Below are 15,906 nucleotides of genomic sequence, written 5' to 3' on the forward strand. Positions count from 1 at the left end.
GGCCGTGAAGTTCGATCTCGCGACCTTCGCCGTCCGTCGCTGGCAGTTCACCCTCGTCGCCTTCGGCCTGCTGATCATGCTGGGCATCAACGCCTTCAACACCGTGCCGCGCTCGGAAGACCCGCACTTCCCGACGCCGATCGTCGTGGTCCGCGCGGTGCTGCCCGGGGCCGAGCCGTCGGAGATCGAGCAGTTGATCGTCGACCCGATCGAGGACGCCGTCGACGGCCTGGACGACATCGACAAGGTCGAGTCGACCGCCGTGGACGGCGCGGCGGTCATCCGCGTCCACTTCACCTGGGACGTCGACACCGAGCGCAAGTTCGACCAGGTGGTGCGCGAGGTGAACGCCATCCGCGGCAACCTGCCGGCCGGCGTTCAGCGGCTGGAGATCGAACGGATCCGCACCACCGAGGTGTCGATCGTCCAGGTCGCCCTGACCTCCGACATCCTGCCGATGCGCCGCCTGGAGAAGACCGCCGACCGCCTGCGCGAACGGCTGGACCGGGTGGCGGGCGTGCGCGAGGCGAAGTACTGGGGCGCGCCGCCGTCCGAGGTGCAGGTCACGCTGGACCTGGCCCGCCTGTCGGCCCTGAAGCTGCCGCCCACCGCCGTCGTCGACGCCCTGAAAGCGGCCGGGGCCGAGGCGCCGATCGGCGCGGTCCAGGCCGGGGAGCGGCGCTTCAACGTCAAGTCCGGCGGGGCTTTCCACGACCTGGCCACGATCGGCGACACGCCGGTCCGCTCGCTGGGCGGCCAGGTGACCCGCGTGCGCGACGTCGCCCAGGTGGCCTGGGCCCAGGCCGAGCCGACCCACCTGACCCGCTTCAACGGCAAACGCGCCATCTTCCTGACCGTCAACCAGAAGGACGGCCAGGACGTCGCCAAGATCACCAAGGGCGTGCAGCGGGTGCTGGACGACTACGAGAAGACCCTGCCCGCCGGGGTGAAGATGGAGCGCGGCTTCGTCCAGGCCGAGAACGTCAAGCACCGGCTGAACAACCTTTTCCGCGACTTCGGCATCGCCCTGTGCCTGGTGCTGATCACCCTGCTGCCGCTGGGTCCGCGCGCCGGGCTGGTGGTGATGGTCTCGATCCCGCTGTCCCTGCTGATCGGACTGACGATGCTGCAGGCTCTGGGCTTCACCCTGAACCAGTTGTCGATCGCCGGCTTCGTGCTCGCGCTCGGCCTGCTGGTCGACGACAGCATCGTCATCACCGAGAACATCGCCCGCCGGGTGCGCGAGGGCGAGGACCGGGTCGACGCGGCCATCAACGGCACGCGCCAGATCAGCCTGGCGGTGCTGGGCTGCACGGCGACCCTGATGCTGGCCTTCCTGCCGCTGATGGCCCTGCCGGCCGGCTCGGGGGCCTATATCAAGTCGCTGCCGGTCACCGTGCTGTGCACCATCGCCGCCTCGCTGCTGGTCTCGATGACCATCATCCCCTTCCTGGCCAGCCGCCTGCTGGACAAGCACTCCGATCCCGAAGGCAATGCGCTGCTGCGGGCGGTCAATGACGGCATCCACCGCTTCTATCGACCGGTGCTGCATCGCGCCCTCGCCAGGCCGTGGGTCGCCATGGCCATCCTGCTGGCCATCTGCGTGACCACCGTTCCGCTGGTGAAGCTTGTAGGCTCGTCGCTGTTCCCGGCCGCCGAGACGCCGCAGTTCCTGATCCGCATCGAGACGCCCGACGGCGCGTCCCTGGCCCGCACCGACCAGGTGCTGCGCTACGTCGAGGAACGCGTCAGGGCCGAACCCGACGTTATCTGGGAAGCCGCCAACCTCGGCCGCGGCAATCCGCAGATCTTCTACAACAAGACCCAGCGCGAGAGCGCCACGACCTTCGCCGAAGTCTTCGTCAGCCTCAAGCGCTGGGAGCCGGGCCGTAGCGAGCAGGTGCTGGACCGCCTGCGCAAGGCCTTCGCCGACTATCCCGGCGCGCGGATCAGCGTGCAGACCTTCGAGAACGGCCCGCCGATCGATGCGCCGGTGGCCGTCCGCCTCACGGGGCAGAACCTCGACGTGCTCAAGGCCCTGGCGGCCCGCGCCGAGGCGATCCTGAAGGCCACGCCCGGTACGCGCGACGTCACCAACCCCGTGCGCCTGGACCGCACAGACCTCGACCTGGGCGTCGACGAGGCCAAGGCCGCGGCGCTCGGCGTGCAGGCCGGCGCGACGCGGCGCATCGCCCGCCTGGCTTTGTCCGGCGAGGAGACCGCCCGTTTCCGCGATCCGGACGGCGACGACTACGCGGTCAAGGTGCGGCTACCGATGGCCCAGGCCGACGGCGCGGCGCGCAATCCGCTCTCGGCCCTGAAGGGGGTCTATGTCCCGACCGCCGACGGCCTGGCCGCCCCACTGGACGCCATCGCCACCCCGCGCCTGAAATCCAGCCCCTCGCGCATCGACCGCTTCGACCGCGAGCGGACCGTGACCGTCAGCTCGTGGGTCCGCACCGGCTTTCTCGCGTCGGGCGTCACCCAGGACGCCCTGGCGCGGCTGAACAAGGAGCTGCCGCTGCCGCCGGGCTACCGCCTGTCGCTGGGCGGCGAGGCCGAGGCCGCGTCCGAGAGCTTCGCGGGCCTCGGCGCGGCGGTGCTGGTGGCGGTGTTCGGGATCCTGGCCGTGCTGGTTCTGGAATTCCAGAAGTTCAAGACCGCCCTGGTCGTGGCCGGCATCATCCCGTTCGGGGTGTTCGGCGCGGTGCTGGCCCTGGCCCTGACCGGCTATTCCCTGTCGTTCACCGCCACGATCGGCGTGATCGCGTTGATCGGCATCGAGATCAAGAACTCGATCCTGCTGGTCGACTTCACCGAACAGCTGCGCCGCGAAGGCATGAACCTGCACGACGCCATCGAAAAGGCCGGCGAAGTGCGCTTCCTGCCGGTGCTGCTGACCTCGGTGACGGCGATCGGCGGGCTGCTGCCGCTGGCCCTGGAGCGCTCCGGCCTCTACTCGCCCCTGGCCATCGCGATCATCGGCGGGTTGATCACCTCGACGCTTCTGAGCCGGGTCGCGACGCCGGTGATGTACTGGCTGACGGCGCGGGGAAAGGCGGAGGGGGCTTAGGAGCTCTATCCCAAGAGCAAAACCCTAAAGCCGCGATCCGCTTGACGGGAGGGCTGCGAACGCCCGCTTTACCCGCTGTCGCCATAGTTGCCACCGAGGGACTTCTATTCCCACGGAGGCATCGGCGGAAGATGATTAAAACGCCAAGCACTCAGCCCTTATGGGTGCGCGCCTTCCGCTACGGCTTGGCGTGCGCCGCAATGGGGTTGTTTGTCGCCATAGCGCTATTTTGCTTAAATCCCTCGATCGGCTTCCCTGAATGGGGATTGGTTTTCTGGCCCTCGGCCATTTTCATGATGAGCCTTTCGGGCATCAGCAAAAACGCTGTCGGCTTTTGGATGGTCGCTATCGTCGCGTCGAACTCAGTTTTGTATTTTCTGGTTGGTGCAGTCCTGGCGCCGTTGCTCATCTTGACCAAGAGAGCGCTCATCCAGAACCGCTGAATTCGAGGATGTAGCCTTCACGATGGATAAGCCCCGCATCACCATGACCATCTCGGACAATGGTTCGTTCTTTGAGCTCTACGTCAATGAGGCTGGTCGTTCGAAGCTGATCAATGCGCTCCAGGCGCTCGACGAAGACAACGAGCATCTTCATCTCGATCGGGACGGGATAGGCGATCTGCTCATGTCCACAAAGGCCTACAACGATGGTCAAACGGTTATCGCTTACGGGAAAATCTATCTCCGCAAGGACGAGTGGGATGCGCAATACCATCCGCACGTCCTAGCGCCCGAGGAAACTCAAAGCGATCACCCCACCGGATGAGGGAACCGATGCGATCGAAAGGTCTGCGGAGGGGCTCAAGCCCCGCATACACCGAGCGGTCGTTCGACCAGATCGCGGCGGCGTATGAGCTTCCGGATGGCACGTTATTCGCCTCCATCGACAGCCGCGACGTCGACGACGATACCGTTCTTCATCGCGCAGCCTATCGAGGCCGCCTTGAAGACGTTTGGGACCTGTTGCGGCTAGGCTGTGACGTCAACGCGAAAGGGGATCTCGGCCATACGCCTCTCCACTATGCCGCGATGGCAGGAAATCGATCCGTAGTGATGGCTCTACTCGCGGCAGGCGCATCTCATAAGCTGCACAATGAGTGGAAACAGCCCCCTTCCGAGACAGCGGATGTTGGCGGCCATTACGAAATCGCGTCTCTCATTCGTGACCACGAAAAATGGAATGGCGGCTAGCCGATGGCGTGGTGGGATAGGCTGTTCAGGCGAGCGGCAAAATCAGAACTCTACGGGCGGAACTTCCGAACGGCCTGCACCCTCTACAGCAAGGACGGTAAGCGCGCCGCCGAGGTTCGCGAGTTCTCCAACGGCGAGACCTATCTCCTGGAGCGCGAATGCCTTGAAGGGACGACCTTCGTAGATCGCCACTCAGGCTCGCTGGTGGGTCCGTTCGCATCTCCGGAGCACGCCGAGCGCTTCATTGTTGCGACGGCGTGGTTTCTGGGGCGCCCAATCTAGGCCTGTTCTCGCTCGCCACTTGCCTATTGTACGATCGTATAGCAACCTCCCCGCCTACTCTGGGGAGCATCACCATGGCCGAGACCACCACCCGCGACGCCGTGATCATCGGCGGGGGACACAACGGCCTGGTCTGCGCCTTCTACCTGGCCAAGGCCGGGCTGAAGGTCACGGTGTGCGAGGCGCGCGGGGTGGTCGGCGGGGCGGCGGTGACCGAGGAGTTCCACCCCGGTTTCCGCAACTCGGTCGCCAGCTACACGGTCAGCCTGCTGAACCCCCGGGTGATCGCCGACATGGGCCTGCACGACTATGGCCTGACGTTTCTAGAGAGGCCGATCTCCAACTTCCTGCCAATCAGCGACGAGCGCTATCTGAAGCTGGGCGGCGGGCTGGAGCGTACTCAGGAAGCGTTCCGCGCGTTCAGCTATCGCGACGCCGAGGTGCTGCCGGCCTACTACGCCATGCTGGACGAGATCGGCGACGTCCTGCGCGACTTCGCCCAGGAAACGCCGCCGAACCTGGGCGATGGCCTGCCGGGTCTGCTGCGCGGCCTTCGCCAGGGCGGACGGCTGGCCATGCTCTCCCGGCAGAGAAAGCGCGACCTCTTGGACCTGTTCACCAAGAGCGCCCGCGACGTGCTGGACGGCTGGTTCGAGAGCGACGCGGTCAAGGCCGCCTTCGGCTTCGACGCCGTGGTCGGCAACTTCGCCAGCCCGGACTCGCCGGGGTCGGCCTATGTGCTGCTGCACCACACCTTCGGCGAGGTGAACGGCAAGAAGGGCGCCTGGGGCCATGCGGTCGGCGGCATGGGCTCGATCACCCAGGCCATGGCCAAGGCCTGCGAGGCGGCCGGGGTCGAGATCCTGCTGAACGCGCCCGTCGAGGCTGTCCATGTCGATGGAGCCAAGGCCGTCGGCGTGCAGTTGGTCGACGGCCGCCAGGTGATGGCGCCGATCGTCAGCGCCAACGTCAATCCGGCCCTGCTCTACAAGAAGCTGGTCGCGCCCTCGGCCCTGACCGCCGACTTCCGCAAGACCGTCGACGGCTACAAGAACGGCTCGGGCACCTTCCGCATGAACGTGGCGCTGTCGGAGCTGCCCAGCTTCACCTGCCTGCCGGGTCGCGAGACCGCCGAGCACCACCAGTCGGGCATCGTGATCGCCCCCAGCCTGGACTACATGGACGCCGCCTATCGCGACGCGAAAGGGGACGGGATCAGCAAGTCCCCGATCGTCGAGATGCTGATCCCCTCGACCATCGACACCTCCCTGGCGCCTCCGGGCCAGCACGTGGCCAGCCTGTTCTGCCAGCAGTTCGCTCCGACCCTGCCGAACGGCCGCGATTGGGACGACGAGCGCGAAGCCGCCGCCGACCTGATCATCGACACCGTCGAGCGGTGGGCGCCGGGCTTCAAGGCCTCGGTGCTGGGCCGCACGATCCTGTCGCCGCTGGACCTGGAGCGGAAGTTCGGCCTGATCGGCGGTGACATCATGCACGGCCACATGTCGCTGGATCAGCTGTGGGCGACCCGTCCGTTCCTGGGCCACGCCAGCCACCGGGCGCCGATCGCCGGGCTCTACATGTGCGGCGCGGGCACGCACCCCGGCGGCGGGGTGTCGGGCAATCCGGGGCGAAACGCGGCGCGCGAGATCCTGAGGGACAAGGACTTCGTCACGGCCTTGAAGCTGTCGGTGGTGGGGCGGTGAGCGTGTTCATGCCCCCTTCCCCCTGGATGGGGGAAGGGTTGGGGATGGGGGTGGCTGCTGAGCTGGCCGCGCCCTCTCCTGAAACCGGGTCACCCCCACCCCTGCCCCTCCCCCATCCAAGGGGGAGGGAGAGCGTTTTCATCGGAGGCTCTCCGCGATGACCGCCCTCTCCAACGAAGACCCCCTCTGCGACTGGGGCCTGCCCGGCTGGATCTACGGCTCCGAGCGGTTCTTCCGCGAGGAGCAGGACAAGATCTTCCGGCCCTCGTGGCAGATCGTTTGCCACCTGAACGACATCCCCAAGGCGGGCGACTTCCACACCTTCGACTTCGTCGGCGAGAGCCTGGTCGTGCTGCGTGGCAAGGACGGCGGCGTGCGCGCCTTCGCCAATGTCTGCCGCCACCGGGGCGCGCGGCTGCTGGACGGTCCGGTCGGTCGCTGCGGCGGGCGGATCGTCTGCCCTTACCACGCCTGGACCTACGACCTCGATGGCCGGCTGATCGGCGTGCCGATGCGCGACGACTATCCGGCGCTGGAGATGGACAAGCAGGGCCTGGCGAGCATCGAGACCGAGGTCTGGCGCGGCTTCGTCTTCGTGCGGATCGAGGGAGATGGCCCCAGAGTCGCCACCATGATGGCCCCCTACGAGGACGAGGTCGCTCCCTACCGCTTCGAGGACCTGCAACCGTTCGGCCGCGTCACCCTGCGGCCGCGCGACGTGAACTGGAAGAACATCAGCGACAACTATTCGGACGGCCTGCACATCCCGGTCGCCCATCCCGGCCTGACCCGGCTGTTCGGCAAGGGCTATGGCGTCGAGGCCAGGACCTTCGTCGACAAGATGTGGGGCCATCTGATCGACGAACCGTCGGAGAGCCCGTCCGAGCGGCTCTATCAGGACCTGCTGCCCGACGTCCCGCACCTGCCGGACGATCGCAAGCGGCTGTGGACCTATTTCAAGCTGTGGCCGAACTTCGCCTTCGACATCTATCCGGACCAGGTGGACTTCATGCAGTTCATCCCGGTCTCGGCCACCCAGACCATGATCCGCGAGATCGCCTACGCCCTGCCCGACGACCGGCGCGAGATGAAGGCCGCGCGGTATCTGAACTGGCGCATCAACCGCCAGGTCAATGCCGAGGACACCGAACTGGTCGCCCGCGTCCAGCAGGGCATGGCCTCGCGGACCTTCACGGCGGGACCGCTGGCGACCAGCGAGGTGAGCTTGCGGAGTTTCGGCCGCAAGATGCGCGCGCTGATCCCCGAGAGCCGGCTGGCAAGGCCGCCGGAGGGGTGGTGAGGGAGGGCTAGATCTTGCGCGCCGCCTTCACCCGCGAGACCGCCGACGTCCGCCGCCAGGCCCTGGTCGCCGCCGCCGAGACCGTCCTGGCCCGCGAGGGGGTCGGCGGAACCTCGGTGCGAACCATCTGCGCCGAGGCCGGGGTCTCGCCGGGCCTGCTGCGCCACTATTTCGAGGGTGTCGACGACCTGATCGCCGCGGCCTACGAGGCCGTCAGCCAGCGGATCGATGCAGCGCTCGACGCCGCGCTGGAGGCGGCCGGCCCGACGCCGCGCGAGCGGCTGCTGGCCTATCTGGGCGCCAGCTTCGCAGCCCCGGTGCTGGACCCGCGACTGCTGGCCGCATGGATCGGGTTCTGGAGCCTGGTGAAGACCAAGCCGCGCATCGCCGCGATCCACGCGGCGTCCTACGCGGACTTCCGGGCGCGACTGGAGAAACTGCTGAGCGAAGCGGACGTCGCCGACACCCGCCTGGCCGCCATCGCCCTGACGGCGACTGTCGACGGCCTGTGGCTGGAGCTGTGCCTCGATCCAGCGACCTTCAGCCCGGACGACGCGCGCGCGATCGTGACGCGCGCGCTGGAGAGCTGGCTAACTTAAGCCGCCGCCGCCTGGTGCGCCGCGCGGTTGCGGCCCCACGAGGGCGTGCGGACTTCCGGCTCGTCGACGTGAACCTGACCCTTGCGGCCCTGCTCGCGCATGTGGCGGGCCAGCAGTTGAGCCAGGGACTCGGCTTCATGTTGCGAGGAGTAGCAGCCGATCAGTTCGGCCGAGTCGTTCCAGGTCACATGCCACACACCGGCGACCGGGCGGACGTAATAGTGATTCTCGGTCATGGAGACCTCCTTGGACCTACTCAACGTGTGACTAACAACGTTGGCATGACAGTTGTTTCGCTATCGCACAATCAAATTGCGTTGCGATGCACAATGCATGGTCCGGACCACGACGCGCTGTGCGCTTTTTCACCGACTTTGAGGCAAGATCACGGCTCGTTTTTCACCACGACGCCGCCCTTCATCACTTTTGGCACGCGCGTCAGGGTCGAAATGTCCGCCAGCGGATCGCCGGGCACGGCGATCAGGTCGGCGTAGCAGCCGGGCGCGTCGCAGCCAACCTTGCCAGTCTTGCTCATCAGCTCGGCCGCCACGGTCGTGGCCGACTGGATCGCCTGCATCGGCGTCATGCCGTACTTGACCATGTAGGACAGCTGGCGGGCGTTGAGGCCGTGGGGATAGACGCCGGCGTCGGTGCCGAAGGCGATCTTGACCCCGACCTTCACCGCCTTGCGGAAGCCCTCGCGCTGGGCCTCGGTGGTCTCGAAGTTCTTGCGCAGGGTCTCGGCGGGCCAGCCGTGGGCCTTGCCGTATTCGTCTATCCAGTCGCCGTCATAGATGTCGGCGACCAGATAGACGCCCTTGGCCTTCATCATGGCGATGGCCTCGTCGTCCATCAGCGAGCCGTGCTCGATCGAGCGGACCCCGGCCCGCATGGCGACCTTCATGCCCTCGGCCCCGTGGGCGTGGGCGGTGGCGTAGGTCCCCCGCTTGGCGGCCTCCTCGACAGCGGCGCGCATCTCATCCTCGGAAAGCTCCAACTGGCCGGGCTCGGTGCCGACGGTGAGCACCGCGCCCGTGGCGATCAGCTTCAGGAAGTCGGCCTTGTGAGCCAGGATGTTGGCCGCCTTGCGATGCGTGTCGGCGGCGTCCTCGACCACGCCCACCCGCATCTCGGCCGGGATGCCGACGTCGGCGGCGATGCCGGTGACCTCCCCGCCCCCGCCGGGAACGGTGATATAGGCGCCGGCCACCGACATGCGCGGACCGGGCGTCAGGCCGTTGTTGATCGCGTCGCGCAGGGCCACGTCGCCGAACGCCCGCCAGGTGCCAACGTCGCGCACGCTGGTGAAGCCGGCCATCAGGGTCTTGCGGGCGTGGTCGGCGGCGATGAACGACTGATAGGCGGCCGTGGTCAGCAGCGGCTCGGCGATGTTCTCGGTCTGCTCCTGGTCGACCAAGTGGGTGTGCATGTCGATCAGGCCGGGCAGGACAGTCAGCTTGGACCAGTCGGTCAGAGGACCGTCGTTCGGCGCCGTCTTCCACGGCGTGACGGCGGTGATCGTCTCGCCCTCGATGCGGATCAGCTGGTCGGTCAGCACCTTGCCGGCCCGCGGGTCGACCAGCTTGCCGGCGCGAACGTAGGAGACCTGGGCGCTGGCGATCGTGGGGACCAGGGCCGCCAGCAGGGCGAGGGACTTAAGCTTCACGAGACAGTCTCCGGCGGAACAGGACGCGCCGCGCGGGCGGTCAGGAAGCGGACGGGCAGGCCGGCCAGCAGCAGCACCACGCCCCACAGGGTCGCCGAGGTCCCGGCGCCGTAGAGCGTCCAGATCGAATAGACCGCCGCCAGAATGGCCAGGACGGTCAGCAGCATCGAGGCGTCCATCCGATGCTTCTGCTGCAGGCGCAGGGCCGCGCAGGCGCTGAACAGGTAGGTGAACAGGCTGGCCGAGGTGGCCAGCAGGGCGATGAAAGTGAACAGGTCGGCCATCGACTTGGCGTAGTTCATCAGCACCAGGACGGTCAGCAGGGCGCTGGACAACACGTGGGCCCGCACCGGCGTCCCGCGCTTGCCGACCTTGCCCAGCCAGGCCGGGAACACGCCGTCGCGGGCCATGGCGTAGGGCATCTCGCCTTGCAGCAGCACCCAGCCGTTCAGGGCGCCGAAGGCGCTGATCGCCGCGAAGGCGGCCAGCACCAGCCGCAGGTCGCCGCCGCCGTGATAGCCGACAAAGTCCGCGAACGGGGCGTTGGAGTGCTTCAACAGGTCGGCGGGCGACAGCAGCACCACCGCCGAGCAGACGACCAGATAGATCAGGCCCGTGAACGCCGTGCCGTAGAGGGTGGCGCGGGGGATGGTCCGGGTCGGCTCGTACACCTTGTCGGCGGGCACGGTGGCCGACTCCAGGCCGAGCAAAGCCCAAAGGGTCAGGGTCGCGGCGGCGGTGATGCCGCCGGCCGACAGCTGCGAGGGCTCGAACGGCGTCACCGCCGCCCCGCCCTTGCGCGCCAGGATGACCACCGCCAGGCCGGCCACGGCGATCAGCGGCAAGAGCTTCAGGATGGTGGCGACTACCTGAAGGCGCCCCGCGGACTTGGAGCCCCAGCAGTTGACCGCCGTCAGCGCCCAGACCACGGCGACGGTGACCAGCGCGGCCAGCCCCGGGACCTTGCCGAGGGCCGGGAAGAACACCGACAGATAGCTGACCCCGCCGGTGGCGATGGCGGCGTTGCCGACCCACATCGAGATCCAGTAGGCCCAAGCGACCATGAAGCCGGCCGTCGGTCCGAACGCTTCCTGGGTATAGGCCAGCGGGCCGCCGGCGCGGGGAAAGGCCTCGGCCAGCCGCGCGAAGACGAAGGCCAGGCACAGGGCCCCGCCGATGGTCAGCATCCACGCGATGACGGCGTTCCAGCCGTAGGGCGCCAGCGAGGCCGGCAGCATGAAGACGCCCGAGCCGATCATGTTGCCCACGACCAGGGCCGTGCACATCCACAGGCCGAGGGGTCTTGGATCCGAGGTCTTCACTCTGAACTCACTCCCAATCCCGCCCCGCCTATTTTTTCGTCATTCCCGCCCTCGTGGCGGGAACCCCTCTATCCGCCGCAGGTGCGGGAGGGGCGGACTGCTGAGCAGTCCGCTTGCGTCTCACGTGTCAGCTGAACCAGGGGTTCCCGCCACAAGGGCGGGAATGACGGGGGGAAGGGGAATGATGGGCCTCCCCTTCCCGCTCCCTAGAACGTCTTCCCGAGCTTGACCCCGAAGGTGCGGGGCTGGTTCGGGACGATGTAGTACTGGGCGCCGCAGACGCTTTCGGCGCACTCGGCATAGCGGTTCAGGCTGGCCCGCTTGTCGAAGGCGTTCTTCAGATAGAGCGAGATCGACAGGCCATCCTTGTCGACTCCGGCCGAGAAGTCGGCGGTCGTGTAGCCCTTCTGCCGGCCGATGATGGCGCGCTCCTTCAGGCGCAGATCGGTCCAGTTGCCGGACTGGCCGACGACCGCGCCCTGGGCGAAGGCGTCCCAGTCGGCGAGGCTGAACGCGTAGCGCGCCGTCAGGTTGGCCTTGTACTTCGGCGTGACCGGCAGGACCGTGCCGTCCGGCGCCTGCGGCGAGGCGCAGGTGCTGACCGGATTGCCCGAGGCGTCGGTGAAGCCGCAGTAGTTCGCCGTCAGCTTGGCGTCGGTATAGGCGGCCGAGGCGTTGATCGTCAGGCCGTGGACCGGGACCCAGGTGATGTCGCTTTCCACGCCCTTGATGCGGGCCTGGTTGGCGTTCTTGATCTCGGTCAGGCCGTTGGCGCCCAGGATCGAGAACTGGAAGTTCTTCCAGTCCTCCATGAACACCGCGCCGTTCCAGCGGAAGCTGTTGTTGAGCCAGGTGGTCTTCCAGCCCGCCTCGTAATTCTCCAGATAGTCGGCGCGGTAGGGCGGCAGGGTCGAGCGGCGGTTGATGCCGCCCGGCCGGAAGCCCTTGGAATAGGTGGCGTAGACCAGTTTCGAACTGTCGAACTTGTAGGTCAGCGTCACCTTAGGCGAGTTGCCGCTCTCCTGGGTGCCCTTGTCCAGGTTGATGCAGGGGGCGTCGTCGACCTTGACCGTCGAGGCGAAGCAAGCCCGCTCGCCGGTCGAGCCATAGCCGGCCCCGTACCCGAAGAAGCCGGCCAAGGTGTTGTGCGACTTGAAGAACCGGATGCCGGCGGTCAGCATCAGCTTCTCGGTGATGTCGTACTCGGCCTGGCCGAACACGGCCTTGTCTCGATCGATCCGTTGCTGCGCCGTCAGCCAGATGGTGCCCGTATGTCCCGGCGCCGACAGCGTGCTGCCCAGGCCGTCGATCTTGTAGTTCTGGAAGATGTGGTGCTGCTGCTTCTGGTAGAAGCCGCCGACCACGAACCGCAGCTTCTGGTCCTGCGGCGAGGCGATGCGGATTTCGTGGCTTTCCTTGCGGTAGCGGTCCTTGCCCTGGATGTACTGCGAGGGATTGACCAGGTTGCCGGCGTTGTCCGTCCAGTAGAAGCCGTAGCCGACCTGATCGTAGAAGTACGAGTAGTCGGTGTAGTCCGAGTTGGTGACGTCGTTACGCTTCAGGTACGAGCCGGCATAGGTGACGTCGAGATTGGCGATCTGACCCTCGATGGTCAGGGCCGCCTGGACCCACTTGTCCTTGCTGCTTTCCGGGTAGAAGTGCGAGACCTTCAGGTCGCCGACCTTGGGATCGAAGGCGAACAGGCCGCCCACCTTCTGCACCTGACCCATGACCGTGGGCGTGATCACCCAGTTGTCGTCGACCTCGATGCGCAGGGCCGCGCGGCCGCCTTGGGTGTACACGCTATTGTAGTTGTCGCGGACCCGGGCCTTGTTGTTGATCGTCACGTCGTTGGTCGGATCGGTGTCGCCGCGCGTATAGGTGCGCGTGCCCGCCACGTTGTCGATATAGCCCGCGTCGCGGACGTCCCAGCCGACCACCCGCACGGCCATCTTGTCCGACAGCGGAATGTTGACGAAGCCTTCGACCGTGTGGCCCGTGCCGCCGTGGTCGACCTTGTTGGCCTCGACGTCGACGCCAGCCTTGAAGCCGCTGGTCGTCGGCTTGTTGGTGATGATCCGCAGCGTGCCGGCCTGGGAGCTGGCGCCATACAGCGTGCCCTGCGGACCGGCCAGGGCCTCGACCCGGGCGATGTCGTAGACGTGGATATCCAGGGCGCCCTGGATGGTGGTGACCGGCTGTTCGTCCAGATAGACGCCGACGCTGGGCAACGAGCCGGAGTGGTTGCCGTCCCCGCCGCTGGCCACGCCGCGCATATAGACCTGGCCAAAGCCCGGGCCCGAGGTCGTGAACGACACGCTGGGCAGGTACTTCACATAGTCGACGAAGGACGCGACCTGCAGTTGCTCCAGCTTCTCGCCGCCGATCGCCTGAATGCTGACAGGCACGTCCTGCAGGTTTTCCGATCGTTTCTGCGCGGTGACGACCACTTCTTCCAGAGCGGTCGACGATTGCGGCGCCTGCGCTTGAGCGTAGGCGACGGTGGTGAACATTGTAGATGCGAACAAGGCGGCGGAACACATGCCGACCTTCTTCAAACGGACCGAACCCGACGACATATAGTCGCTCCCCTTGAGGTCTTGATCGAACGAGGTTCGACCTGCCTCAAGCGTCCGGCAAGATTGGAAATTTCAGTTTGATGTCAATTCCTTGAAGTGTTGCAGAAATGGCAGGCGCGGCTGAGGACGCCGGGCGGATGGTCAAATAGCGGGCGCATCCGGATAGGCGTCGAGGACAGGTCCCAATGCCTGCTTCAGCGGGTCCAGGTGTGATTCGAATTTCTGCCAGTGCTCGACCGCGTCCTTGAAGATCGGGCGGCGGACCTGCTCTGAACTGGCGGTGCGGACGGCGCGGTCGTTCTCGTGCGGCGACAGGCAGGCGGCCTCGAACGGCAGGCCGCAATGGTCCAGCAGAGCCCGGATCTCGGCTTCCGGATCCTCGATCATGCGCTCGTAGATCACCCGGTGGACGCGCCCCGGCAGCACCGCGTCGAAGTGGGCCATCAGCGCCACATAGTCGGCGTAGTAGCGGCCGATGTCGGTCAGGTCGTAGCTGAACGCCTGCCCCCGGGCGAAGTGCTGCTTGAAGCCCGAGAAGCAGCAGCCCAGTGGATGGCGGCGGGCGTCGATGATCCTGGCGTTCGGCAGGATCAGGTGGATCAACCCGGCGTGCGCGAAGTTGTTGGGCATCTTGTCGATGAAGAACGGCCGGCCGGTTTTCCGCTGGACGCGGGTGCGCTCCAGGAACTCCTCGCCCAGGGCCTTCAGGTCGGAGGGCGACAGGTCGGCCAGGCTTTCCGGATAGGAGGACTCGGCGCGGGTGGCGGTCTTTCCCCCTAGGCGCCGGGCCATGACGATCAGGTCGGGCAGCTCCATCGTGCCCTCGACCATCGAGTGGCTGGCCAGGATCTGCTCCACCAGGGTCGAGCCCGAGCGCGGCAGGCCGACGATGAAGATCGGGTCGGGCGCGGCGCAGCCCTGCCCCGCCCGCGCGGCCAGGAAGGCGGGGGTGAACACCGCCTTGGTCCGGGCGGTGTCGGCGGTGTTCTCCGCGGCGTCATAGCCCAGCTGGGTCCGGCGGATCGCCGCGCCTTCGGCGTAGCGCGCGAACGACTCGTCCCAGCGGCCGGCGTCCTCCAAGGCCTTGCCCAGGGCGTAGTGCAGGTGCAGGCGATCCTCATCCGACAGGTCCGGGCTATCCAGGGCCTCGGTCATCGCGGCGAGGTCGGCGTCGGTGAACTTGACGGTCTTGAGATTGGCCAGGCTCCACCAGGCCTCGCCCAGGGTCGGCTGAAGGTCCAGGGCCTTGCGATAGGCGGCGACGCAGTCGGCCTGACGCCCCACCGTCTTCAGCGCGTGGCCATAGCTCATCCAACCCTTCGGTTGGTTGGGATAGTCGGCCAGCACCCGGTCATAGACGGCGATGGCGCGGTCATATTCGCCCAGGCGCGCCAGGATCGCCGCGCGCAGGTTGGCGTAGCCCGGATGGCGGTCGTCCTTGGCCGTCAGGGTCTCGATCTCGGCGAGGGCCTCGAGGTTCTTGTTCTGGCGATAGAGCATGGTCGCCAGGTTGTGCCGCGCGGCGGCGAAGTTGGGCGCCAGCTCGACGCAGCGGGTCAGCAGGCCCTCGGCGTCGGCATAGCGGCCCAGCCGCGCGCCGGTCTCGGCCAGCATTCGGATGGCGGCCACGTCGCCGGCGTCTTGCTTAAGCCGTTCGCGCAGCAGCCGCTCGGCCTCGCCCAGGCGATTGTCGGACAGCGCCGTCGCCGCCTCGACCAGGAGCGGGTCGCGGGTGGAGGCGCGCAGTTGCCGGGCCAGGGCCTTCTCGGCGCCGGCGCTGTCGCCCAGCAGTTCCAGGTTCTCGGACAGCCCCCGCCAGGCTTCCGACAGGCGCGGCTCCAGGGCGCTGGCCCGGTCAAAGGCGCGGACGGCCTCGGCGGTGCGGCCCAGTTGCTCCAGGCTCAACGCCAGCTCCAGCTGGGCCAGCGGCAGGTTCGGCAGGGCCTGGGCCAGCGGCCCGACCGTCGCGGCGGCGGCCTCGGGATCCCCCGACAGCCGCAAGGCGGCGGCCAGGACGCGGGTGGTGTCGGCGTGGCGCGGCACGACCTCCAGGATCGCCCGCGCCTGCTCGGCCGCCAGGCGCGGATCGACCTCCAGCAACCGCTCGGCATGTTCGAGCGCCTCGGCGAGACTCATGGCGGGCTGGGCGGTCGTGGTGGTCATGCGGCAAGGAGAGCGGAGCGCCG

General features: G+C 67.3%; 13 protein-coding genes and 1 pseudogene. 8 read left to right on the top strand and 6 right to left on the bottom strand.

Annotation, left to right across the window (positions count from 1 at the left end):
• Window positions 1-4: 4 nt before the first annotated feature.
• Window positions 5-3,073 carry an efflux RND transporter permease subunit gene (locus ACW175_RS19910; protein WP_492101698.1) on the top strand — a complete coding sequence of 1,023 codons (3,069 nt, stop codon included), beginning with the start codon at window positions 5-7 and terminating at the stop codon, window positions 3,071-3,073.
• Window positions 3,074-3,251: 178 nt separating this feature from the next.
• Here ACW175_RS19910 and ACW175_RS19915 read toward each other — a convergent pair whose 3' ends face one another.
• Window positions 3,252-3,503, bottom strand: coding sequence for a hypothetical protein (locus ACW175_RS19915; protein ID WP_492101699.1), 252 nt, complete (start codon window positions 3,501-3,503; stop codon window positions 3,252-3,254).
• 56 nt (window positions 3,504-3,559) lie between these two features.
• Between ACW175_RS19915 and ACW175_RS19920 the strand changes: the two genes are divergently transcribed.
• The 6 genes from ACW175_RS19920 to ACW175_RS19945 all read left to right on the top strand — a co-directional run bounded on the left by ACW175_RS19920 (window position 3,560) and on the right by ACW175_RS19945 (window position 8,153).
• A complete protein-coding gene (locus tag ACW175_RS19920) occupies window positions 3,560-3,841 on the top strand; it encodes a hypothetical protein (RefSeq protein ID WP_492101700.1) in 282 nt (93 codons plus the stop codon).
• An 8-nt stretch (window positions 3,842-3,849) separates the two neighbouring features.
• On the top strand, window positions 3,850-4,266 hold the full coding sequence (locus tag ACW175_RS19925; RefSeq protein ID WP_492101701.1) for an ankyrin repeat domain-containing protein: 417 nt from the start codon (window positions 3,850-3,852) through the stop codon (window positions 4,264-4,266).
• Between the two features lie 3 nt (window positions 4,267-4,269).
• The gene (locus ACW175_RS19930) at window positions 4,270-4,548 is read left to right on the top strand and encodes a hypothetical protein (protein ID WP_492101702.1); all 279 of its coding nucleotides are present in this window, start codon (window positions 4,270-4,272) and stop codon (window positions 4,546-4,548) included.
• A gap of 74 nt (window positions 4,549-4,622) precedes the next feature.
• Entirely contained in the window at window positions 4,623-6,254 is a 1,632-nt protein-coding gene (locus tag ACW175_RS19935) for a phytoene desaturase family protein (RefSeq protein WP_492101703.1), read from the top strand.
• A gap of 157 nt (window positions 6,255-6,411) precedes the next feature.
• Window positions 6,412-7,554, top strand: coding sequence for an aromatic ring-hydroxylating oxygenase subunit alpha (locus ACW175_RS19940; RefSeq protein WP_492101704.1), 1,143 nt, complete (start codon window positions 6,412-6,414; stop codon window positions 7,552-7,554).
• An 11-nt stretch (window positions 7,555-7,565) separates the two neighbouring features.
• Complete coding sequence (locus tag ACW175_RS19945) at window positions 7,566-8,153, top strand: TetR/AcrR family transcriptional regulator (protein WP_492105013.1); 588 nt, start codon at window positions 7,566-7,568, stop codon at window positions 8,151-8,153.
• On the opposite strand, the gene ACW175_RS19950 is transcribed toward ACW175_RS19945, so the two are convergent.
• The 3 genes from ACW175_RS19950 to ACW175_RS19960 all read right to left on the bottom strand — a co-directional run bounded on the left by ACW175_RS19950 (window position 8,150) and on the right by ACW175_RS19960 (window position 11,105).
• Window positions 8,150-8,389: a hypothetical protein gene (locus ACW175_RS19950; RefSeq protein WP_099575868.1), complete on the bottom strand. Its 240-nt coding sequence runs from the start codon at window positions 8,387-8,389 to the stop codon at window positions 8,150-8,152. The genes ACW175_RS19945 and ACW175_RS19950 overlap by 4 nt on opposite strands.
• Before the next feature lie 149 nt (window positions 8,390-8,538).
• Window positions 8,539-9,819 carry a Xaa-Pro dipeptidase gene (locus tag ACW175_RS19955; RefSeq protein ID WP_492101705.1) on the bottom strand — a complete coding sequence of 427 codons (1,281 nt, stop codon included), beginning with the start codon at window positions 9,817-9,819 and terminating at the stop codon, window positions 8,539-8,541.
• On the bottom strand, window positions 9,816-11,105 hold the full coding sequence (locus tag ACW175_RS19960; RefSeq protein WP_492105014.1) for an amino acid permease: 1,290 nt from the start codon (window positions 11,103-11,105) through the stop codon (window positions 9,816-9,818). Before ACW175_RS19960 ends, ACW175_RS19955 begins: the two co-directional genes overlap by 4 nt.
• 21 nt (window positions 11,106-11,126) lie before the next feature.
• Here ACW175_RS19960 and ACW175_RS19965 point away from each other — a divergent pair.
• Window positions 11,127-11,316, top strand: a pseudogene (locus ACW175_RS19965) (hypothetical protein); the annotation flags it as partial.
• A 31-nt stretch (window positions 11,317-11,347) separates the two neighbouring features.
• Here ACW175_RS19965 and ACW175_RS19970 read toward each other — a convergent pair.
• Together ACW175_RS19970 and ACW175_RS19975 are read right to left on the bottom strand one after the other, a co-directional pair.
• A complete protein-coding gene (locus ACW175_RS19970; RefSeq protein WP_492101706.1) occupies window positions 11,348-13,720 on the bottom strand; it encodes a TonB-dependent receptor in 2,373 nt (790 codons plus the stop codon).
• Between the two features lie 141 nt (window positions 13,721-13,861).
• Window positions 13,862-15,883 carry a tetratricopeptide repeat-containing sulfotransferase family protein gene (locus ACW175_RS19975; protein ID WP_492101707.1) on the bottom strand — a complete coding sequence of 674 codons (2,022 nt, stop codon included), beginning with the start codon at window positions 15,881-15,883 and terminating at the stop codon, window positions 13,862-13,864.
• Between the last annotated feature and the right edge of the window lie 23 nt (window positions 15,884-15,906).

This window comes from Caulobacter sp. FV1ye6ST, from assembly GCF_058681225.1.

Coding starts and splice junctions, on each gene's coding strand:
- ACW175_RS19960 (WP_492105014.1), bottom strand. CDS start 11,105: ATGTGCACGGCCCTGGTCGTGGGCAACATGATCGGCTCGGGCGTCTTC.
- ACW175_RS19925 (WP_492101701.1), top strand. CDS start 3,850: ATGCGATCGAAAGGTCTGCGGAGGGGCTCAAGCCCCGCATACACCGAG.
- ACW175_RS19920 (WP_492101700.1), top strand. CDS start 3,560: ATGACCATCTCGGACAATGGTTCGTTCTTTGAGCTCTACGTCAATGAG.
- ACW175_RS19975 (WP_492101707.1), bottom strand. CDS start 15,883: ATGACCACCACGACCGCCCAGCCCGCCATGAGTCTCGCCGAGGCGCTC.
- ACW175_RS19950 (WP_099575868.1), bottom strand. CDS start 8,389: ATGACCGAGAATCACTATTACGTCCGCCCGGTCGCCGGTGTGTGGCAT.
- ACW175_RS19915 (WP_492101699.1), bottom strand. CDS start 3,503: ATGAGCGCTCTCTTGGTCAAGATGAGCAACGGCGCCAGGACTGCACCA.
- ACW175_RS19935 (WP_492101703.1), top strand. CDS start 4,623: ATGGCCGAGACCACCACCCGCGACGCCGTGATCATCGGCGGGGGACAC.
- ACW175_RS19970 (WP_492101706.1), bottom strand. CDS start 13,720: ATGTCGTCGGGTTCGGTCCGTTTGAAGAAGGTCGGCATGTGTTCCGCC.
- ACW175_RS19940 (WP_492101704.1), top strand. CDS start 6,412: ATGACCGCCCTCTCCAACGAAGACCCCCTCTGCGACTGGGGCCTGCCC.
- ACW175_RS19930 (WP_492101702.1), top strand. CDS start 4,270: ATGGCGTGGTGGGATAGGCTGTTCAGGCGAGCGGCAAAATCAGAACTC.